The sequence below is a fragment of the Streptomyces sp. NBC_01335 genome (assembly GCF_035953295.1).
In the GTDB taxonomy this organism is placed as follows: domain Bacteria; phylum Actinomycetota; class Actinomycetes; order Streptomycetales; family Streptomycetaceae; genus Streptomyces.
The window spans coordinates 1,199,973-1,219,926 of record NZ_CP108370.1 but is presented as its reverse complement, the minus strand read 5'-3'; the positions used below and the strand labels follow the sequence as shown (position 1 = coordinate 1,219,926).

General features: G+C 72.0%; 18 protein-coding genes. 16 read left to right on the top strand and 2 right to left on the bottom strand.

Annotated features, from left to right (window positions below):
- Positions 1 to 79 precede the first annotated feature (79 nt).
- Together OG599_RS04890 and rpsD are read left to right on the top strand one after the other, a co-directional pair.
- Positions 80 to 1,444 carry a replication-associated recombination protein A gene (locus OG599_RS04890; RefSeq protein ID WP_327174702.1) on the top strand — a complete coding sequence of 455 codons (1,365 nt, stop codon included), beginning with the start codon at positions 80 to 82 and terminating at the stop codon, positions 1,442 to 1,444.
- A 303-nt stretch (positions 1,445 to 1,747) separates the two neighbouring features.
- Complete coding sequence (gene rpsD, locus OG599_RS04885; RefSeq protein ID WP_003970343.1) at positions 1,748 to 2,362, top strand: 30S ribosomal protein S4; 615 nt, start codon at positions 1,748 to 1,750, stop codon at positions 2,360 to 2,362.
- Positions 2,363 to 2,381: 19 nt separating this feature from the next.
- Here rpsD and OG599_RS04880 read toward each other — a convergent pair whose 3' ends face one another.
- Positions 2,382 to 4,598 (bottom strand): ATP-binding protein, encoded by a 2,217-nt coding sequence (locus OG599_RS04880; RefSeq protein ID WP_327174701.1) that lies wholly within the window; start codon positions 4,596 to 4,598, stop codon positions 2,382 to 2,384.
- A gap of 236 nt (positions 4,599 to 4,834) precedes the next feature.
- Between OG599_RS04880 and OG599_RS04875 the strand changes: the two genes are divergently transcribed.
- The 13 genes from OG599_RS04875 to nusB all read left to right on the top strand — a co-directional run bounded on the left by OG599_RS04875 (position 4,835) and on the right by nusB (position 18,326).
- Positions 4,835 to 5,281 carry a DUF948 domain-containing protein gene (locus OG599_RS04875; protein ID WP_327179924.1) on the top strand — a complete coding sequence of 149 codons (447 nt, stop codon included), beginning with the start codon at positions 4,835 to 4,837 and terminating at the stop codon, positions 5,279 to 5,281.
- An 8-nt stretch (positions 5,282 to 5,289) separates the two neighbouring features.
- On the top strand, positions 5,290 to 5,646 hold the full coding sequence (locus tag OG599_RS04870) for a DUF6167 family protein (protein WP_327174700.1): 357 nt from the start codon (positions 5,290 to 5,292) through the stop codon (positions 5,644 to 5,646).
- Positions 5,646 to 8,315, top strand: a complete 2,670-nt coding sequence (gene alaS, locus OG599_RS04865; protein WP_327174699.1) for an alanine--tRNA ligase — start codon at positions 5,646 to 5,648, stop codon at positions 8,313 to 8,315. The genes OG599_RS04870 and alaS overlap by 1 nt, the downstream gene beginning before the upstream one ends.
- A 17-nt stretch (positions 8,316 to 8,332) precedes the next feature.
- Entirely contained in the window at positions 8,333 to 8,797 is a 465-nt protein-coding gene (gene ruvX, locus OG599_RS04860; protein WP_327179923.1) for a Holliday junction resolvase RuvX, read from the top strand.
- A 98-nt stretch (positions 8,798 to 8,895) separates the two neighbouring features.
- Positions 8,896 to 10,809: an endolytic transglycosylase MltG gene (gene mltG, locus OG599_RS04855; RefSeq protein ID WP_327174698.1), complete on the top strand. Its 1,914-nt coding sequence runs from the start codon at positions 8,896 to 8,898 to the stop codon at positions 10,807 to 10,809.
- Positions 10,809 to 11,636, top strand: a complete 828-nt coding sequence (locus OG599_RS04850; protein ID WP_327179922.1) for a shikimate dehydrogenase — start codon at positions 10,809 to 10,811, stop codon at positions 11,634 to 11,636. The genes mltG and OG599_RS04850 overlap by 1 nt, the downstream gene beginning before the upstream one ends.
- Before the next feature lie 191 nt (positions 11,637 to 11,827).
- Positions 11,828 to 13,012, top strand: a complete 1,185-nt coding sequence (gene aroC / locus OG599_RS04845) for a chorismate synthase (RefSeq protein ID WP_327174697.1) — start codon at positions 11,828 to 11,830, stop codon at positions 13,010 to 13,012.
- The gene (aroB, locus tag OG599_RS04840; protein ID WP_327174696.1) at positions 13,009 to 14,646 is read left to right on the top strand and encodes a 3-dehydroquinate synthase; all 1,638 of its coding nucleotides are present in this window, start codon (positions 13,009 to 13,011) and stop codon (positions 14,644 to 14,646) included. The genes aroC and aroB overlap by 4 nt, the downstream gene beginning before the upstream one ends.
- Complete coding sequence (gene aroQ / locus OG599_RS04835) at positions 14,643 to 15,083, top strand: type II 3-dehydroquinate dehydratase (protein ID WP_327174695.1); 441 nt, start codon at positions 14,643 to 14,645, stop codon at positions 15,081 to 15,083. Before aroB ends, aroQ begins: the two co-directional genes overlap by 4 nt.
- A gap of 175 nt (positions 15,084 to 15,258) precedes the next feature.
- Positions 15,259 to 16,095 (top strand): Pro-rich N-terminal domain-containing protein, encoded by an 837-nt coding sequence (locus tag OG599_RS04830; RefSeq protein WP_327174694.1) that lies wholly within the window; start codon positions 15,259 to 15,261, stop codon positions 16,093 to 16,095.
- A 73-nt stretch (positions 16,096 to 16,168) separates the two neighbouring features.
- Entirely contained in the window at positions 16,169 to 17,275 is a 1,107-nt protein-coding gene (locus tag OG599_RS04825) for a M24 family metallopeptidase (RefSeq protein WP_327174693.1), read from the top strand.
- A 50-nt stretch (positions 17,276 to 17,325) separates the two neighbouring features.
- Positions 17,326 to 17,892: an elongation factor P gene (gene efp / locus OG599_RS04820; RefSeq protein ID WP_299540949.1), complete on the top strand. Its 567-nt coding sequence runs from the start codon at positions 17,326 to 17,328 to the stop codon at positions 17,890 to 17,892.
- A gap of 2 nt (positions 17,893 to 17,894) precedes the next feature.
- Entirely contained in the window at positions 17,895 to 18,326 is a 432-nt protein-coding gene (gene nusB / locus OG599_RS04815; RefSeq protein WP_327174692.1) for a transcription antitermination factor NusB, read from the top strand.
- 308 nt (positions 18,327 to 18,634) lie between these two features.
- Here the strand turns inward: nusB and bldD are convergent, their stop codons facing one another.
- Positions 18,635 to 19,135: a transcriptional regulator BldD gene (gene bldD / locus OG599_RS04810; protein ID WP_327174691.1), complete on the bottom strand. Its 501-nt coding sequence runs from the start codon at positions 19,133 to 19,135 to the stop codon at positions 18,635 to 18,637.
- Positions 19,136 to 19,367: 232 nt separating this feature from the next.
- On the opposite strand from bldD, the gene pyrR reads away from it, so the two are divergent.
- Complete coding sequence (gene pyrR, locus OG599_RS04805) at positions 19,368 to 19,952, top strand: bifunctional pyr operon transcriptional regulator/uracil phosphoribosyltransferase PyrR (protein ID WP_327174690.1); 585 nt, start codon at positions 19,368 to 19,370, stop codon at positions 19,950 to 19,952.
- Positions 19,953 to 19,954 lie beyond the last annotated feature (2 nt).

Here is a 19,954-nt window from a genome sequence, read left to right as displayed (position 1 = left end):
ACCCGCACCGACGGCCGCCGTCCGGGCCCCGGACGGCGGCCCCGACGCCCTGTCGGTGCGGTGGCTTAGGCTTCCTGACGTGGAGCCCGATCTTTTTACCGCAGCAGCCGAAGAACGCCAGGAGAAGGACCCGTCGAGCAGCCCCCTCGCTGTCCGGATGCGCCCCCGGGTCCTGGACGAGGTGGTCGGCCAGCAGCACCTGCTGAAGCAGGGCTCCCCGTTGCGCAGGCTCGTCGGCGAGGGCAGCGGCGGCCCGGCCGGCCCGTCCTCGGTGATCCTCTGGGGTCCGCCCGGCACCGGCAAGACCACCCTCGCGTACGTGGTCAGCAAGGCCACCAACAAGCGCTTCGTCGAACTCTCCGCGATCACCGCAGGGGTCAAGGAGGTCCGGGCCGTCATCGACGGCGCCCGCCGGGCCACCGGGGGCTTCGGCAAGGAGACCGTCCTCTTCCTCGACGAGATCCACCGTTTCTCCAAGGCCCAGCAGGACTCCCTGCTCCCCGCCGTCGAGAACCGCTGGGTCACCCTCATCGCCGCGACCACCGAGAACCCCTACTTCTCCATCATCTCGCCGCTGCTGTCGCGCTCGCTGCTGCTCACCCTGGAGCCGCTCACCGACGACGACCTGCGCGCCCTGCTGCACCGTGCGCTCGCCGAGGAACGCGGACTCGGCGGCGCGCTGACCCTCGCCGAGGACGCGGAGGCCCACCTGCTGCGCATCGCGGGCGGTGACGCCCGCCGCGCGCTCACCGCGCTGGAGGCCGCCGCCGGGGCGGCCCTGGCGAAGCACGAGCCGGAGATCACCCTCTCCACGGTCGAGGAGACGGTCGACCGGGCCGCCGTGAAGTACGACCGGGACGGCGACCAGCACTACGACGTGGCGAGCGCGCTGATCAAGTCGATCCGCGGCTCGGACGTGGACGCGGCGCTGCACTACCTGGCGCGCATGATCGAGGCGGGGGAGGACCCCCGGTTCATCGCCCGCCGGCTGATGATCTCGGCCAGCGAGGACATCGGTCTCGCCGACCCGACCGCCCTGCCCACGGCCGTGGCCGCTGCCCAGGCGGTCGCCCTGATCGGCTTCCCCGAGGCCGCCCTCACCCTCAGCCATGCCACCATCGCGCTGGCCCTCGCGCCCAAGTCGAACGCCGCCACCCTGGCGATCATGGCCGCCCGGGAGGACGTCCGGAAGGGGCTGGCCGGCCCGGTCCCGGCCCATCTGCGCGACGGCCACTACGCGGGCGCCGCCAAGCTGGGGCACGCCCAGGGGTACGTCTACCCGCACGACGTCCCCGGCGCCATCGCCGCCCAGGAGTACGCCCCCGAGGCGGTGCGGGGCCGCCAGTACTACACCCCCACCCGGTACGGCGCCGAGGCGCGGTACGCCGACGTGGCCGACCGCGTCCGCGAGCGCCTCGGCCGTACGGGCGGCGACGCCGGCTGACCCGGGGCGCGTCGTCGAAGTGCCGTACCGGGACAGGTCACACCCGCCCCCGGTACGAGCACCTCCGCGGAGCAGGTAGTCTGTAGACGAGTTCGTGTGCGTTCGGGTTGCTGACGGCAGCCCGACGGTCTTCAAGCCCGCTGGGACGCGGCTGACCACGATCAGAACGGCCTTCCGTCGCTTACGGCACCCTTGTGCGTGCCGTCGCTGCTTCGTGACGTCCGTGATGTGTCGTGGTGTTCCCAGGGTGAGAAGCGCGATCTCCCCACTGAGGTAAACCCCTACAACGGAGGTCTGGAGAACGTGCCTAACCAGTCGCGTCCCAAGGTCAAGAAGTCGCGTGCCCTCGGCATCGCTCTGACGCCCAAGGCTGTCAAGTACTTCGAAGCGCGTCCGTACCCGCCGGGCGAGCACGGCCGTGGCCGCAAGCAGAACTCGGACTACAAGGTCCGTCTGCTGGAGAAGCAGCGCCTGCGTGCGCAGTACGACATCAGCGAGCGCCAGATGGCGCGCGCCTACGACCGCGCCAAGAAGGCCGAAGGCAAGACCGGCGAGGCCCTCGTCGTCGAGCTGGAGCGCCGCCTCGACGCCCTGGTCCTGCGTTCGGGCATCGCCCGCACCATCTACCAGGCCCGTCAGATGGTCGTCCACGGCCACATCGAGGTCAACGGTGGCAAGGTCGACAAGCCGTCGTTCCGCGTGCGCCCCGACGACATCGTCCAGGTCCGCGAGCGCAGCCGCTCCAAGGTCCCCTTCCAGGTGGCCCGCGAGGGTGGTTACGACACCGACGGTGAGACCCCGCGCTACCTCCAGGTGAACCTGAAGGCCCTGGCCTTCCGCCTGGACCGGGACCCGAACCGCAAGGAAATCCCGGTCATCTGCGACGAGCAGCTCGTCGTCGAGTACTACGCCCGCTGATCCAGGCGCAGCGCTCGCATCAGAGCTCGGGCCCGCCCCTCTCGGTCATCCGGGAGGCGGCGGGCCTTCGCGTTTCCCCGGGCGCCGGGACCTTCGCCGGAGGGCAGCCCTCCGACGGCGGGAAACCCTCCGCGGGACCCGGGTGCCCGCCGGCCAGCGCGCGCCGGACCGCGGTGTCGAAGTCCAGCAGCGCCCCCGCCCGCACGGCGGCGTCGTAGGCGGCGTCCCCCAGCGCCCGGCGGGCCCGCCCGGCGCACTCCGCGCGTGGAGTGCCGTAGTGGGCCGAGTCGAAGACCGGCACCCCGACGGACGGCCAGATCGACGACGCGGCCCCCTGGAGCACGGCGGCCTCCGTCGCGTCGCCCTCCACGACGGTCAGCAGCGCCAGCAGCTCCAGGCAGATGGCGCCGCCCAGCAGATCGTGGAACCGGTGACCGGTGGCCAGCGCCTCCAGGACCATCTGCCGGCACTGTTCGCGGCGGTCCTGCCGCAGCGCCACGAAGGCCAGGAGGTACAGCGCGTACGCGCGGACCCACCGCTCCCCGTGGTCCTCGCAGATCTCCGCCACCTCGCGGCAGTTGGCGGCGGCGTCCTCCAGGTCCCCCTGGAACAGCCGCGCCATGCCCAGCTCCACCTGGGCCATCAGGACGTTGCTGTTGAGCTCGCCCACGTCCCGGTAGCGCGCCAGCGCGTCCCGAAGCAACTCCTCCGCGCGCGCCAGGTCGTCGGTGACCAGGGCCAGGCAGCCCGTCCGGTGCACCGCGTACGCGGCCGCCGCCTCGTCCCCGGACTGCTCCGCCCCGTCCCGGCACGCCTGGAGCGCGGAGATCGCGCCGATCGCGTCGCCCTGGAGCACGGCCACGTACCCGAGCACCCACTGCGCCTTCAGCCGCGACGGATCGTGGCCGGCCTCCTCGTCGAGCACGTGCTCCAGCCAGAACCGGCCCTCGGCCAGCCGCCCGCAGCCGACCCAGAAGTACCAGAGGGTCCCCGCCAGGTACTGCGCGAGGTGGACCTCCTCCGACGACTCCAGTGAGCACTCCATCGCCCTGCGCAGGTTGGGGAGTTCGCACGCGATACGGGCCGCCACCACCTCCTGCCGGGGCGAGAACCAGTCCAGCTCGCACCAGGTCGCGAGCCCGAGGAACCAGTCCCGGTGCCGCCGCCGCAGGCGTTCCGCGTCCCCGGCGGCCGACAGCCACTGCGCCCCGTACTCGCGGATCGTGTCCAGCAGCCGGTAGCGGGTGCCGGCGGGGGAGTCCTCGCGCACCACCACCGACTGGGCGAGGAGCGCGTCCAGCACGTCCAGCACGGTGTCCGCCGGCAGGTCCGGGCCGCCGCAGATGTACTCCGCGGCCTCCAGGTCGAACTGCCCGGCGAAGACCGAGAGCCGCGCCCAGAGCAGCCGCTCCCCGGGCGCGCACAGCTCGTGGCTCCAGCCGATCGCCGTCCGCAGGGTCTGGTGGCGCGGCGGGGCGCTCCGGCTGCCGCCCGTCAGCAGGCGGAACCGGTCGTCCAGCCGCTGGAGGATCTGCTCCGGCGCGAGCGCCCGCATCCGCCCGGCGGCGAGCTCCAGGGCGAGCGGAATCCCGTCGAGGCGCCGGCACAGCTCCCGTACGGTCTCCCGGGCCGCCCCGGTGAGCGCGAAGCCGGGCCGGAGGGCCTGCGCGCGGGCGGCGAACAGCTCCAGCGCGTCCTCGTCGCCCATCGGCGCGAGCGGGTGGAGCACCTCGCCGTCCACCCGCAGCGGGAGGCGGCCCGCGGCCAGCACCCGCAGGCGCGGCGCCCGGCGCAGCAGCGCCTGGACCAGGTCGGCGCAGGCTCCGACGTGCTGCTCGTACCCGTCCAGGACCAGCAGCACCTCACGGTCGGCGAGATGGTCGAGCAGGATCTTCCGGGGCGGCCTGAGGGTGTGGTCGGTCAGCCCCAGCGCGTCGACCACCGCGTGCTCCAGCAGGTCGGGGTCGCCCAGGCCGGAGAGCTCGGCGACCCCCACACCATGGCAGTACCGTTTCTCCACGAGTGAGGCGACGCGCACCGCGCAGCGGGTCTTCCCGACGCCGGCCACGCCGACCACGGTGACCAACCGGGATTCCTCCAGCAGGGTGCCGAGTGCGGCGAGATCGTCGTGGCGTCCGACGAAGGGGTTCAGCTCCGCGGGCAGCCCACCGCGGCGGGGGGAGTGCCCGGAGCCCTGATCGTCGGGTTCGGGGGACCGGCCCTGAAGGCGTCGCATGAAACACGCAGAGTACTGGCTCGGAAGCGCTGCGTACAAACTTCTCCGCGGAACCCCGCCCCGGCCACCGGTAATGCGGTACGGGGCGTGACGCCCGGCGCGATAGGCTCGTGGGAACGACGACTGGCCGGGTGGCGGGTTCGCGCCCGGGCGCCGCGGCCGGTCCGAGCGGTGACAGGCCCCGCCGGCCGGGGCGAGCGACAAGCAGGGAGCGGTGCACAGTGACCGGTGGAGAGGTGGCCGGGATCCTGGTGGCCGTCTTCTGGGCGATCCTGGTCTCGTTCCTCGCCGTGGTGCTGGTGAGGCTCGCCCAGACGCTCAGGGCGACCACCAAGCTCGTGGCGGACGTGACCGAACAGGCCATGCCGCTGCTCGCCGACGCCTCCGCGACCGTCCGCTCCGCACAGACCCAGCTGGACAAGGTCGACGCCATCGCGTCGGACGTCCAGGAGGTCACCTCCAACGCCTCCGCCCTCTCCACCACCGTCGCGTCGACCTTCGGCGGCCCCCTGGTGAAGGTCGCGGCCTTCGGCTACGGCGTCCGCCAGGCCCTCGGCCGCCGGACCGCGGCGGAGCCCGCGCGTGAGAGCGCGGCCGCCCGCCGTACCGTGGTCGTCGGACGAACCGTGCCGTCCGCCCGCAAGAAGCGGAGCGGGCGCAGCTCCCGCGGACAGAAGGACTGAAACCAGCGATGTTCCGCCGAACCTTGTGGTTCACCGCCGGCGCGGCCGCCGGCGTATGGGCCACCACCAAGGTGAACCGCAAGATCAAGCAGCTCAGCCCCGAGAGCCTCGCGGCGCAGGCCGCGGAGAAGGCGATCGAGACCGGCCACCGGCTCAAGGACTTCGCCCTCGACGTACGCGAGGGCATGGTCCGGCGCGAGGCCGAACTCGGCGGAGCGCTGGGCCTGGACGCACCGGTCGACCCGGAGCTTCCCGTCCGGCGTCACCGCGCCGTCGGAGCGGCCTCGCCCGCGCCCCGCGCGGACGAGGCACCCCTGTACCGCACCCTCCCCTACAACTCGAACAACCGGAATGAGGACCACTGATGGAGTCGGCCGAAATTCGCCGTCGCTGGCTGAGCTACTTCGAGGAGCGCGGCCACACCGTCGTCCCTTCGGCGTCGCTCATCGCGGACGACCCGACTCTGCTGCTGGTCAACGCGGGCATGGTGCCCTTCAAGCCGTACTTCCTCGGTGAGGCCAAGCCGCCCGCCCCCCGCGCCACCAGCGTGCAGAAGTGCGTCCGTACCCCGGACATCGAAGAGGTCGGCAAGACCACCCGCCACGGCACGTTCTTCCAGATGTGCGGCAACTTCTCCTTCGGCGACTACTTCAAGGAAGGCGCCATCAAGCACGCCTGGGAGCTGCTCACCAGCTCCGTGGCGGACGGCGGCTACGGCCTGGAGCCGGAGAAGCTCTGGATCACCGTCTACCTCGACGACGACGAGGCCGAGACGATCTGGCGCGACGTGATCGGCGTGCCCTCCGAGCGCATCCAGCGGCTCGGCAAGAAGGACAACTTCTGGTCCATGGGCGTCCCCGGCCCCTGCGGACCCTGCTCCGAGATCAACTACGACCGCGGCCCCGAGTTCGGCGTCGAGGGCGGCCCGGCCGTCAACGACGAGCGCTACGTGGAGATCTGGAACCTGGTCTTCATGCAGTTCGAGCGCGGCGCCGGCGACGGCAAGGAGGACTTCCCGATCCTCGGGGACCTGCCGTCCAAGAACATCGACACCGGTCTCGGCCTCGAACGCCTCGCGATGATCCTGCAGGGCGTGCAGAACATGTACGAGACCGACACCCTGCGCGTCGTCATGGACAAGGCCACCGAGCTCACCGGCGTCCGCTACGGCGCCGCGCACACCACGGACGTCTCCATGCGCGTGGTCGCCGACCACATGCGCACCTCCGTCATGCTCATCGGTGACGGCGTCACCCCGGGCAACGAGGGCCGCGGCTACGTGCTGCGCCGCATCATGCGCCGCGCCATCCGCAACATGCGCCTCATGGGCGCCTCCGGTGCCGTCGTGCAGGACCTGATCGACGTCGTCATCGACACGATGGGGCAGCAGTACCCGGAGCTCCTGACCGACCGCAAGCGCATCGAGACGGTCGCGCTCGCCGAGGAGACCGCCTTCCTGAAGGCCCTCAAGGGCGGCACCAACATCCTGGAGACCGCCGTCACCGAGACCAAGGCCGCGGGCGGCCAGGTCCTCGCCGGCGACAAGGCGTTCCTGCTCCACGACACCTGGGGCTTCCCGATCGACCTGACCCTGGAGATGGCCGCCGAGCAGGGCCTGGCCGTCGACGAGGACGGCTTCCGCCGCCTCATGCAGGAGCAGCGCGACAAGGCCAAGGCCGACGCCCGCGCCAAGAAGACCGGCCACGCCGACCTCTCCGCCTACCGCGAGGTCGCCGACGCCGCCGGCGCCACGGAGTTCACGGGCTACACCACCACCATGGGCGAGTCGACCGTCGTCGGCCTCCTCGTCAACGGTGTGCCCTCGCCCGCCGCCACCGAGGGCGACGAGGTGGAGGTCGTCCTCGACCGCACCCCCTTCTACGCCGAGGGCGGCGGCCAGCTCGCCGACACCGGCCGCATCCGCCTCGACAGCGGTGCCGTCGTGGAGGTCCGCGACGTCCAGAAGCCGGTCCCCGGTGTCAGCGTGCACAAGGGTGTCGTCCAGGTCGGCGAGGTGACCGTGGGCTCGTCCGCGTACGCCACGATCGACGTGACGCGCCGCCGGGCCATCGCCCGCGCCCACTCCGCCACCCACCTCACCCACCAGGCGCTGCGCGACGCCCTCGGCCCGACGGCCGCCCAGGCCGGTTCGGAGAACTCCCCGGGCCGCTTCCGCTTCGACTTCGGCTCGCCCGCCGCCGTTCCCGGCACGGTCCTCGTCGACGTCGAGCAGAAGATCAACGAGGTCCTCTCCCGGGAGCTCGACGTCCAGGCCGAGGTCATGTCCATCGACGAGGCCAAGAAGCAGGGCGCCATCGCCGAGTTCGGCGAGAAGTACGGCGAGCGGGTCCGGGTCGTCACCATCGGCGACTTCTCCAAGGAGCTGTGCGGCGGCACGCACGTCCACAACACCGCCCAGCTGGGTCTGGTGAAGCTGCTCGGCGAGTCCTCCATCGGTTCCGGGGTGCGCCGCATCGAGGCCCTGGTGGGCGTGGACGCGTACAACTTCCTCGCCAAGGAGCACACGGTCGTCGCCCAGCTCCAGGAGCTGGTCAAGGGCCGTTCCGAGGAGCTGCCGGAGAAGATCTCCTCCATGCTCGGCAAGTTGAAGGACGCCGAGAAGGAGATCGAGAAGTTCCGCGCGGAGAAGGTCCTCCAGGCCGCCGCCGGGCTGGTCGAGTCCGCCAAGGACGTACGCGGGGTCGCCCTGGTCACCGGCCAGGTGCCGGACGGCACCTCCGCCGACGACCTGCGCAAGCTGGTGCTCGACGTGCGCGGTCGCATCCAGGGCGGCCGGGCCGCCGTGGTGGCCCTCTTCACCACCGCGGGCGGCCGCCCGCTGACGGTCATCGCCACCAACGAGGCCGCCCGCGAGCGGGGCCTCAAGGCCGGCGACCTGGTGCGCGCGGCCGCCAAGACCCTCGGCGGCGGTGGCGGCGGCAAGCCGGACGTCGCCCAGGGCGGCGGCCAGAACCCCGAGGCCATCGGCGACGCCGTCGCCGCGGTCGAGCGCCTGGTCACCGAGACCGCATGACCGAGGAGAGTGCCCCGATGCGTCGCGGACGCAGGCTCGCGATCGACGTCGGGGACGCCCGGATCGGGGTCGCCTCGTGCGACCCCGACGGCATCCTGGCGACGCCGGTGGAGACCGTGCCGGGACGTGACGTCCCGGCCGCCCACCGGCGGCTCGGCCAGATCGTCGAGGAGTACGAGCCGATCGAGGTCATCATCGGCCTCCCCCGGTCCCTGGGCGGCGGGGAGGGTCCCGCCGCGGCCAAGATCCGTGCGTTCGCCCAGGTGTTCGCCCGCTCGGTGCACCCGCTGCCGGTGCGGCTGGTGGACGAGCGGATGAGCACGGTGACGGCGAGCCAGGGGCTGCGCGCTTCGGGCGTGCGGTCCAAGAAGGGGCGTTCCGTCATCGACCAGGCCGCCGCCGTGGTGATCCTGCAGAATGCGCTGGAGTCCGAACGGGCGTCAGGGCATGCACCGGGCGAGGGCGTCGAAGTGGTGCTGTGATCGCGATACGGTAACGTTCCGCGCGATGCTGCGGTGTTCGAAAGCCCGCACGGCGAAGCGAAGAGACGGAAAGCGCGTCTCGCGGCTCAAGGGGATCGATGACTGAGTATGGCCGGGGCGCAGGCCCCGAACCGTGGCATCCCGAGGATCCCCTCCAGGGGGACCCGGGCTGGGCGGCCCAGGAAGCGTCACAGGGCCAGAACTCCTACGGCGGTCATCCGCAGGACCCCTACGCCCCGCAGCATCAGCAGCAGTACCCCCAGGATCCGTACGCCCAGCACCAGCAGGGCTACGGCAACCCCCAGGACCCGTACGCCCAGCAGCAGGCATACCCGCAGCAGGGTTACGGCAATCCCCAGGACCCCTACGGGCATCAGCAGCACCAACAGCAGCAGCCGTACCAGCAGCAACAGCAGCCCCAGGGCGGCTACGGGCAGCAGCAGCCCTACGAACAACAGCAGCAGCCGTACGGGCAGCAGCAGTCGTACGACCCTCAGCAGCCGTACGACCCCCAGCAGCCCGGCTACGACCAGGGCCAGGGCTGGGACACCGGTCAGCAGCCCGCCATGCCGTACGGGGCCCAGCCCCACGACCCGTACGGCTACCCGGCGGAGAGCTACGGCGGCCCCGGCGACCAGTACGCCACCGCGGATGCCTTCCCGCCGCCGCAGCCGCCGGGCCGCCGCACGGCACCGGAACCCGAGCCCCAACCGCAGACGGACTGGGACCCGGACGAGCCGGTGGAGGAGACGCACCCCTTCTTCACCGGCGCAGACACACCGGAAGAGCGGCGCGGCCGCGGTGGCCGCGGCAAGAACGCCTCCGACGAGGCGGACCGGGACTCCGATCCGGAGGACGGCGCGGACTCCGAGTACGACGACGACCCGCGCTCCGGCCGGCGCGGCGGCCGTACCAAGGGCAAGAAGAAGAGCCGCAACGGCTGCGCCTGCCTCGTCGTGTCGCTGGTCCTCGTCGGCGGCCTCGGCGGGGTGTCCTACTTCGGATACTCCTACTGGAAGCAGCAGTTCGGCGCCCCCGAGGACTACGAGGGGATGGGCACCGGCCCGCAGGTCCAGGTCGAGATCCCCAAGAACGCGCTCGGCTACGACATCGCCAACAAGCTGAAGAAGCAGGGCGTCATCAAGTCCGTCGACGCCTTCGTCTCCGCCCAGAACTCGAACCCCAAGGGCAACTCGATCCAGGCGGGCGTCTACCTCCTCAACAAGCAGATGTCGGCGGCCAACGCGGTCAAGATGATGCTCGACCCGAAGAGCCAGAACACCATGGTGATCCCCGAGGGCACCCGGAACACCGCGATCTACGCGATGATCGACAAGCGGCTGGAGCTCAAGGAGGGCACCACCCAGAAGGTCGCCCAGGCGCAGTACAAGAACCTCGGGCTGCCGGAGTGGGCGGACGACGACCCGGACATCAAGGACCCGCTGGAGGGCTTCCTCTACCCGGCGGCCTATCCGGTCGCCAAGGGCTCCAAGCCCGAGGACGCCCTGAAGCGGATGGTCGAGCGCGCCGACGAGGAGTACAGCAAGGTTGACCTCGCCGGCTCCGCCAAGAAGCTCGGCCTCAAGAGCCCGCTGCAACTGATCACCGTCGCCAGCCTCGTCCAGAAGGAAGGCAAGTACAAGCACGACTTCGACAAGGTGGCACGCGTCGTCTACAACCGGCTGGAGCCCGACAACAGCGAGACGGTCGGCCGGCTGGAGTTCGACTCCACGGTCAACTACGTCGCCGGCAAGAGCACCCTCGACGTCGGCGGGGTGGACGAGCTCCGGAAGATCAAGGACCCGTACAACACGTACTACGTCAAGGGCCTCCCGCTTGGCCCCATCAGCAACCCCGGAGCCGATGCCCTGCACTCGGCGATGAACCCGACTCCCGGCCCCTGGTACTACTTCGTGTCGATCAACGAGGACACCACGCTCTTCGCGGAGACCAACGAGGAGCAGAACCGCAACAGGGCTGAATACGAGGAAGAACGGAAGAAGAACCAGTGATCCCCCAGCCCCGCCGCGCCGCGGTCCTCGGCTCCCCGATCGCCCACTCGCTCTCCCCGGCCCTGCACCGGGCCGCGTACGCCGAACTCGGCCTCGACCACTGGTCGTACGACCGCTTCGACGTGGACGAGGCGGGGCTCACCGACTTCGTGGAGAAGCTGGACGCCGGCTGGGCGGGGCTGTCGCTGACCATGCCGCTCAAGCGGGCCGTCATCCCGCTGCTGGACACCGTCAGCGAGGCCGCGGCCTCGGTCGAAGCGGTCAACACCGTCGTCCTCACCGAGGACGGCCGACGCCTCGGGGACAACACCGACATCCCCGGCATGGTCGCGGCCCTGCGCGAACGCGGCGTGAAGAAGACCGAGTCCGCCGCCGTCCTCGGCGCGGGCGCCACTGCCTCCTCCGCGCTCGCCGCGCTCTCCCAGATCTGCACGGGACCGGTCACCACCTACGTACGCAGCCGCGCACGCGCCGACGAGATGCGCGGCTGGGGCGAACGCCTCGGCGTGGACGTCGTCGTCGCCGACTGGGCCGAGGCCGCCCAGGCCTTCGCCGCCCCGCTCGTCGTCGCGACCACCCCGGCCGGCACCACGGACACCCTCGCCGCCGCCGTACCGGACACTCCCGGCACCCTCTTCGACGTGCTGTACGAGCCCTGGCCCACCGCCCTCGCCGCCGCCTGGGCGGACCGGGGCGGGGCCGTGGTCGGCGGTCTCGACCTGCTGGTGCACCAGGCGGTCCTCCAGGTCGAGCAGATGACGGGCCGCTCCCCGGCGCCGCTGGCCGCCATGCGGGCGGCGGGAGAGGCCGCGCTGGCGGCGCGCTGAGCACCGCCGCGGACTCCTCGCCGGGCCCGGAAGCCGCCCCGGAGACGTACACGGACGCACACGAAGCGTCCGTCTGCTGGACCGGGGGCCGGTCCTCCCCTCAGGTCGTGGGAGGATCGGGGGCGGCGGGCCAGGGCCGCGCACCCGGCCGTGCCGTTGCAGTTTTTGCGCGCGAGCATCGAGGAGCACCGTTGAGCAGGTTGCGCTGGCTGACCGCAGGGGAGTCGCACGGCCCCGCACTCGTGGCGACGCTGGAGGGTCTTCCCGCCGGCGTCCCGGTCACCACGGAGATGGTGGCCGACGCCCTCGCCCGGCGCCGCCTCGGCTACGGACGCGGTGCCCGGATGAAGTTCGAGCAGGACGAGGTCACCTTCCTCGGCGGCGTACGCCACGGCCTCACCATGGGGTCCCCGGTCGCCGTCATGGTCGGCAACACCGAGTGGCCCAAGTGGGAGCAGGTCATGTCCGCCGACCCGGTCCCCGAGGAGGAGCTGGCCGCACTGGCCCGCAACGCCCCGCTGACGCGCCCCCGGCCCGGCCACGCCGACCTGGCGGGCATGCAGAAGTACGGATTCGACGAGGCCCGGCCGATCCTGGAGCGCGCCAGCGCCCGGGAGACCGCCGCCCGCGTGGCGCTCGGCGCCGTCGCCCGCTCCTACCTCAAGGAGACCGCGGGCATCGAGATCGTCAGCCACGTCGTCGAACTGGCCGCCGCCAAGGCGCCGTACGGCGTGCTTCCGACCCCGGCCGACGTGCCGGCGCTCGACGCCGACCCGGTCCGCTGCCTCGACGCCGACGCGTCGAAGGCGATGGTCGCCGAGATCGACCAGGCCCACAAGGACGGCGACACCCTCGGCGGCGTCGTCGAGGTGCTGGCCTACGGCGTGCCGGTCGGACTCGGCTCGCACGTGCACTGGGACCGTCGCCTCGACGCCCGGCTCGCCTCCGCCCTCATGGGCATCCAGGCGATCAAGGGCGTGGAGGTCGGCGACGGCTTCGACCTGGCCCGGGTGCCCGGCTCCAAGGCCCACGACGAGATCCTCGTCACCGAGGACGGCATCAAGCGCGCCTCCGGGCGTGCCGGCGGCACCGAGGGCGGTCTGACCACCGGTGAACTTCTGCGGGTCCGCGCCGCGATGAAGCCGATCGCGACCGTGCCGCGTGCACTGGCCACCTTCGACGTGCTGACCGGCGAGCCCGCCAAGGCCCACCACCAGCGTTCCGACGTCTGTGCCGTGCCCGCCGCCGGCATTGTCGCCGAGGCCATGGTCGCCCTGGTGCTCGCCGACGCCGTCGCGGAGAAGTTCGGCGGGGACAGCGTCGCCGAGACGCGCCGGAACGTGCGGGGTTACCTCGACAACCTCCAGATCCGATGAGCGGGCCGCTGGTCGTCCTCGTCGGCCCCATGGGGGTCGGCAAGTCCACGATCGGTGAGCTGCTCTCCGAGCGGCTCGGAGCCCCGTACCGCGACACCGACGCCGATGTGGTGGCGACCGCGGGCAAGCCCATCTCGGAGATCTTCTTCGACGAGGGCGAGGAGCGCTTCCGCGAGCTGGAGCGCCACGCCGTGCGCGAGGCCGTGGCCGGGCACACCGGTGTCCTCGCGCTCGGCGGCGGCGCGGTGCTCGACGAGGGCACCCGCGCCGTGCTGGCGGGCCACGCCGTCGTCTACCTCTCCATGGACGTGGAAGAGGCGGTCAAGCGCGTCGGCCTGGGCACCGCGCGGCCGCTGCTGGCCGTCAACCCGCGCCGGCAGTGGCGCGAGATGATGGAGCTCCGCCGCCACCTGTACGAAGAGGTGGCACGGGTGACCGTCGCCACCGACGACCGCACCCCCGACGAGATCGCCCGCGAGATCGTCGACGCACTGGAACTGCCGGAACGCGACACCACGCCCGGCCGGGAGAAGACAGCAATGACCGAGCAGGCCCCCACCCGCATCCAGGTCGCCGGCACCGAGGGCAGCGCCCCGTACGAGGTACTGGTCGGCCGGCAGCTCCTCGGCGAGCTGCCGAAGCTCATCGGCGACCGCGCCAAGCGCGTCGCCGTGCTGCACCCGGAGGCGCTCGCCGAGACCGGCGAGGCGGTCCGCGAGGACCTCGCCTCCCAGGGGTACGAGGCCATCGCGATCCAGCTGCCGAACGCCGAGGAGGCCAAGACCGTCGAGGTCGCGGCCTACTGCTGGAAGGCGCTGGGCCAGACCGGCTTCACCCGCAGCGACGTCATCGTCGGTGTCGGCGGCGGCGCCACCACCGACGTCGCCGGCTTCGTCGCGGCGAGCTGGCTGCGCGGGGTGCGCTGGATCGCCGTCCCCACCACCGTGCTCGGCATGGTGGACGCCGCGGTCGGCGGCAAGACGGGCATCAACACCGCCGAGGGCAAGAACCTCGTCGGCGCCTTCCACCCGCCGGCCGGGGTCCTCTGCGACCTGGCGGCCCTCGACTCGCTCCCGGTGCACGACTACGTCTCCGGGATGGCCGAGATCATCAAGGCCGGCTTCATCGCCGACCCGGTGATCCTCGACCTCGTCGAGGGTGACCCCGAGGGCGCCCGTACGCCCGCCGGACCGCACACCGCCGAGCTGATCGAGCGCTCCATCCGGGTCAAGGCCGAGGTCGTCTCCAGCGACCTCAAGGAGTCCGGACTCCGCGAGATCCTCAACTACGGCCACACGCTGGGCCACGCGATCGAGAAGAACGAGCGCTACAAGTGGCGCCACGGCGCCGCCGTCTCGATCGGCCTGGTCTTCGCCGCCGAACTGGGCCGGCTCGCCGGACGGCTCGACGACGCCACCGCCGACCGGCACCGCACCGTCCTCGCGTCGGTCGGCCTGCCGCTCACCTACCGCGGTGACCAGTGGCCGCGCCTGCTGGAGAACATGAAGCTCGACAAGAAGTCCCGCGGCGACCTGCTGCGCTTCATCGTGCTCGACGCGCTCGGCAAGCCCACCGTCCTGGAGGGCCCGGACCCGGCCGTCCTGCTCGCCGCCTACGGAGAGGTCTCCGCGTGACCCGCAGCGTCTACGTGCTGAACGGCCCGAACCTCGGCCGCCTGGGCTCCCGCGAGCCCGACGTCTACGGGGCCACCTCCTACGCAGGTCTCGTCGAGACCTGCCAGGCGCTCGGCAAGGAGCTCGGCTTCGACGTCGAGGTCCGCGAGACCAACGACGAGGGCGAGCTGATCCGCTGGCTCCACGAGGCGGCGGACGGCTCGGTCCCGGTCGTCCTCAACCCGGGCGCGTTCACCCACTACTCGTACGGAATGCGGGACGCGATCTCCCAGCGCACCGCGCCCCTCATCGAGGTGCACATCTCCAACCCGTACGCGCGTGAGGAGTTCCGGCACACCTCCGTGGTCGCTCCGGTCGCCACCGGCACCATCGCCGGATTCGGCATCGGCTCCTACCGGCTCGCGCTGCGCGCGCTCGCCGACGAGCTGACGGACTGACCCGGCGTCACCGTCCGCCCCGGGCCCGCGTCCGGGCACAGTGCCGCGACCGGCATGGTCCGCCCCCTCGCGGGCACTCGGCGCCGCCCCGGGCCGTTCACCCGGTGAACGCCCGGGGCGGTACGGTAGCCGTCCGACCAGCGCCAGTTGACCGCACGAGACGGAGTGGCACCGGATGCAGCACGCAGTGGGGGCTCCGTTGCCGCCTCCCCACCGGCCCGGACACGGCCCCGTCGGCGGCCCGCACCACGCCCCGCACCCCGGCGGCCCCGGCACGCCGCCCCCGATACCCCCGGCACCCCCCGCCCCCCCGGTGCCCCTGGCCCAGGGCTGGGCGGCGCCCGGCCCCGACCAGCAGCCCGCACCCCCCTCCCGCGAGGTCACCGGCCACTTCCGGCTGCCGCCGGGCGGCCTCGTGCCGCTGCCCGCGCAGCCCGTCGAACCCGGCACCGGCGCCGCCACCCTCGCCGTCCTCCTGATCGGCCCGGCGGGCGCCGGGAAGACCACCGTCGCCAAGCTCTGGGCCGCCCGCCGCCGGGTGCCCACGGCCCACGTCTCGCTGGACGACGTACGCGAATGGGTACGCTCCGGGTTCGCCGATCCGCAGGCCGGCTGGAACGACCAGTCCGAGGCCCAGTACCGGCTGGCCCGCCGCACCTGCGGCTTCGCCGCCCGCAACTTCCTGGCCAACGGCATCTCCTGCATCCTCGACGACGCCGTCTTCCCCGACCGGCCCGTCATCGGCCTCGGCGGCTGGAAGCGCCACGTCGGCCCCGGCCTGCTCCCGGTGGTCCTCCTGCCCGGCCTGGAGGTCGTCCTGGAGCGCAACGCCGCCCGCACCGGAAACCGCCGCCTCTCCGACGAGGAGGTCGCCCGCATCCACGGCAGGATGGCCGGGTGGTACGGCTCCGGGCTGCCGATCATCGACAACTCGACGTACGACGTCGAGACCACGGCACGCGTGCTGGACGACGTCCTCGCCCGCGCACTGGCGAGCCCGCCCGCCTGGTAGACGAGCCGTCCGGCCTTCCCCGGTCGGACAGCGCTGACGGGCGGGGTGGCGGATGCGCTCGTACGCTCGGGGCATGTCAGAGGTGTACGCCGTCCGCCGCGGGCTGGTCCGCGACCGGTGCGCCGCCGCCGGATCGGCCGCCGCCCTGGTCTCCCGCCCCGCCAACGTCCGCTATCTCGCCGGCGGGGTGCCTCCCGGCGCCGTCCTGCTGCTCGGCGCCGGCGAGGACGTCCTGCTCTGCCCCCGCGCCCCGGCCGCCGACCCGGCCCGCGGGCGCCCGGACGAGTCGCTGCGGGTCTCGGTGCTGGGGAGCGGGCGCGGGGACGCGGCGATCGCCGCCGCCTCCCTGGCCGCCGAGCACGGGACGGAGCGCCTCGCCGTGGAGGAGCACGACCTGACCGTGGCCCGCCACCGGGCCATGGCCACCGCCGCCCCCAGGCTGCGCCTCGGCGACCTCGGGACCACCGTGGAGCAGCTGCGGGTGGTCAAGGACGAGGAGGAGATCGCCTGTCTGCGCATCGCGGCGGAGATCACCGACCAGGCGCTGGGGGAGCTCCTCGAATCGATTCTCGTCGGCCGTACCGAACGCCATCTCGCCCTGGAGCTGGAGCGACGGCTGGTCGACCACGGCGCCGAGGGGCCCGCCTTCGCCACCTCCGTGGCCACCGGGCCCAACTCCGGCCAGGGTCGTCACCGGCCCACCGACCGCAGGGTCGAGGAAGGCGATTTCCTCAGCGTCTGCCTCGGCGCGAGCTACCGCGGCTACCGCTGCGAGATCGCCCGCACCTTCGTCATCGGCACCGCCCCGGCGGAGTGGCAGATCGAGCTGTACGACCTCGTTTTCGCCGCTCAGCGCGGTGGGCGGGAGGCCCTGCTGCCGGACGCCACCTACCGTGAAGTGGACCACGCGGCCCGTCATCCGCTGGACTCCGCGGGGCACGGCGAGGGGCTTTCGCCCCGCACCGGGCACGGGGTGGGACTCGAAATCGACGAGGACCCGCAGCTGGCACCGACAGCCATGGGTAAACTGGACGCTTGCGTGCCGGTCACCGTCGGACCGGGGGTCCACCTCCCGGGCCGGGGCGGTGTCCGGATCGATGACACGCTCGTCGTGCGCCCCGAGGCGGACGGCGGACCCGAGCTACTCACCATTACGACCAAGGAGCTGCTCGCGCTCTAGCGCGCGTTCTTGGCCGTCCACCAGCTTTCAGTCCAGGAGATTCCGCAACCGTGGCTTCCACGAACGACCTCAAGAACGGCCTGGTGCTCAAGCTCGACGGAGGCCAGCTCTGGTCCGTCGTCGAGTTCCAGCACGTCAAGCCCGGCAAGGGCCCGGCCTTCGTGCGCACCAAGCTCAAGAACGTGCTCTCCGGCAAGGTCGTCGACAAGACGTTCAACGCCGGCGTGAAGGTCGAAACGGCCACCATCGACCGCCGGGACATGCAGTTCTCGTACATGGACGGCGAGTACTTCGTCTTCATGGACATGGACACGTACGACCAGCTGATGGTCGACCGCAAGTCGGTCGGCGACGCCGCCAACTTCCTCATCGAGGGCTTCACCGCCTCGGTCGCGCAGCACGAGGGCGAGGTGCTCTACGTGGAGCTGCCCGCCGCCGTCGAGCTGACCATCCAGCACACCGACCCGGGCGTCCAGGGCGACCGCTCCACCGGCGGCACCAAGCCCGCCACCCTGGAGACCGGTTACGAGATCGGCGTGCCGCTCTTCATCACCACCGGCGAGAAGATCAAGGTCGACACCCGTACGGGCGACTACCTCGGCCGGGTGAACAGCTAACCGTGGCTGCCCGGAACAAGGCCCGCAAGCGCGCCTTCCAGATCCTCTTCGAGGCCGACCAGCGCGGTGAGTCCGTGCAGACGGTCCTCGCGGACTGGGTCCGGCACTCGCGGACCGACGACCGTCAGCCCCCGGTCGGCGAATTCACGATGGAACTCGTCGAGGGGTACGCGCGGTACGCGAACCGGATCGACGACCTCATCGTCACGTACGCCGTGGACTGGGAGATCGACCGTATGCCGGTCGTCGACCGCAGCATCCTCCGGCTCGGCGCGTACGAGCTGATCTGGATGGACGAGACGCCGGACGCCGTCGTCATCGACGAGGCGGTCCAGCTCGCCAAGGAGTTCTCCACGGACGACTCCCCGTCCTTCGTGAACGGCATGCTGGCCCGTTTCAAGGACCTCAAGCCGAACCTGCGCCGCGAGCAGTAGCTCCGAGGCGCTGAGCTTCAGCCGACGAAGGCCCGCGGTCGACCGACCCGACCGCGGGCCTTCGGCATGTCCGGTGCCGCCCCCAGGGAGCCCTGGAGGCGGCCCTCCGGGGCGGATGAGGGGTTGTGGGGCCATGTGGGGCCGTGGGGAGCCGGATACGACGACGGGCCGACGGGGGGAGACCCTCTCAGGTCCCTCCCCGCCGGCCCGGCGACAAGGTGTTCGTACGGCCAAGGTGTTCGTACGGCCAAGGTGTTCGTACGGCCAAGGTGTTCGTACGGGCGGGGCTCGGAGCCCCGCCGGGGGCCTCAGCCCTCTTCGTGGGTGACGGCCCGGCGCGCGTCCGCGTCCAGCACGCCCCAGTTGATCAGCTGCTCCGTCAGCACGGAAGGCGACTGGTCGTAGATGACCGCGAGGGTGCGCAGGTCGTCCTGGCGGATCGAGAGGACCTTGCCGTTGTAGTCGCCGCGCTGGCTCTGGATCGTCGCGGCGTAACGCTGCAGCGGTCCGGCCTTCTCCGGCGGGACGTGGGCGAGGCGCTCCAGGTCCAGGACGAGCTTCGGCGGCGGCTCGGCCGCGCCGCCGGGGGTCGTACCCGGCAGCAGCTCCTGGACGGGAACGCCGTAGAAGTCCGCCAGCTCCGCAAGACGCTGGACGGTCACCGCACGGTCGCCGCGCTCGTACGAGCCGACGACGACGGCCTTCCAACGGCCCTGCGACTTCTCCTCCACGCCGTGGAGGGAGAGGCCCTGCTGGGTGCGGATGGCGCGGAGCTTGGCCCCGAGCTGTTTTGCGTATTCGCTGGACATAAGGCTCCCCGGACGCTCGAACATGATGCGGCGCCGCCGCGTGGCTGGTGACTCACTGTGAGGTTACGCAGCGTTACTTGGATGCGTCAAGCCGGGAGGTCCCGGGCGGCTCCGCGGGGGGCCGGGTCGGGGGTCCCGGAACGGCCCTGGTACCGTGGACGACGTAGTTTTCGGTAATTCCGACGTCCTTTAAGGTCCGTCCCGTGAGGCGGAGAAGGAGGTCCGTTTCTCAATGGACGCACAGCACGACGGCACCGGCAACGCGGCACGGCCCGTTCTGGAGGCCCCCGACATCGCCCGGGCCCTGACCCGGATCGCCCACGAGATCGTCGAACGCGCCAAGGGCGCCGACGACGTGGTACTCCTCGGCATCCCCACCCGCGGCGTCTTCCTCGCCCGCAGGCTCGCCGCGAAGCTCGAAGAGATCACCGGCCGCGCGATGCCCGTCGGATCCCTCGACATCACGATGCACCGCGACGACCTGCGGATGCGCCCCGCGCGCGCCCTCGGACGCACCGAGATCCCCGGTGACGGCGTCGACGAACGCCTCGTCGTCCTCGTCGACGACGTGCTCTTCTCCGGCCGCACGATCCGCGCCGCCCTCGACGCCCTCGGCGACATCGGCCGCCCCCGCGCCGTCCAGCTCGCGGTCCTGGTGGACCGCGGCCACCGCGAACTCCCCATCCGTGCCGACTACGTCGGCAAGAACCTCCCGACGTCGCACCGGGAGACGGTCACGGTCCAGCTCGCCGAGGAGGACGGCCGCGACGCCGTGCTGCTCGGAGCGCGGCGGACCGCCCCGGCAGGCGGGCACTAGCA

Bases quoted from the DNA above. Each gene is read 5' to 3' on its own strand.
- OG599_RS04880 (WP_327174701.1), bottom strand. From the start codon at position 4,598: ATGCGACGCCTTCAGGGCCGGTCCCCCGAACCCGACGATCAGGGCTCC.
- OG599_RS04870 (WP_327174700.1), top strand. From the start codon at position 5,290: ATGTTCCGCCGAACCTTGTGGTTCACCGCCGGCGCGGCCGCCGGCGTA.
- alaS (WP_327174699.1), top strand. From the start codon at position 5,646: ATGGAGTCGGCCGAAATTCGCCGTCGCTGGCTGAGCTACTTCGAGGAG.
- ruvX (WP_327179923.1), top strand. From the start codon at position 8,333: ATGCGTCGCGGACGCAGGCTCGCGATCGACGTCGGGGACGCCCGGATC.
- mltG (WP_327174698.1), top strand. From the start codon at position 8,896: ATGACTGAGTATGGCCGGGGCGCAGGCCCCGAACCGTGGCATCCCGAG.
- aroB (WP_327174696.1), top strand. From the start codon at position 13,009: ATGAGCGGGCCGCTGGTCGTCCTCGTCGGCCCCATGGGGGTCGGCAAG.
- OG599_RS04830 (WP_327174694.1), top strand. From the start codon at position 15,259: ATGCAGCACGCAGTGGGGGCTCCGTTGCCGCCTCCCCACCGGCCCGGA.
- OG599_RS04825 (WP_327174693.1), top strand. From the start codon at position 16,169: ATGTCAGAGGTGTACGCCGTCCGCCGCGGGCTGGTCCGCGACCGGTGC.
- bldD (WP_327174691.1), bottom strand. From the start codon at position 19,135: ATGTCCAGCGAATACGCAAAACAGCTCGGGGCCAAGCTCCGCGCCATC.
- pyrR (WP_327174690.1), top strand. From the start codon at position 19,368: ATGGACGCACAGCACGACGGCACCGGCAACGCGGCACGGCCCGTTCTG.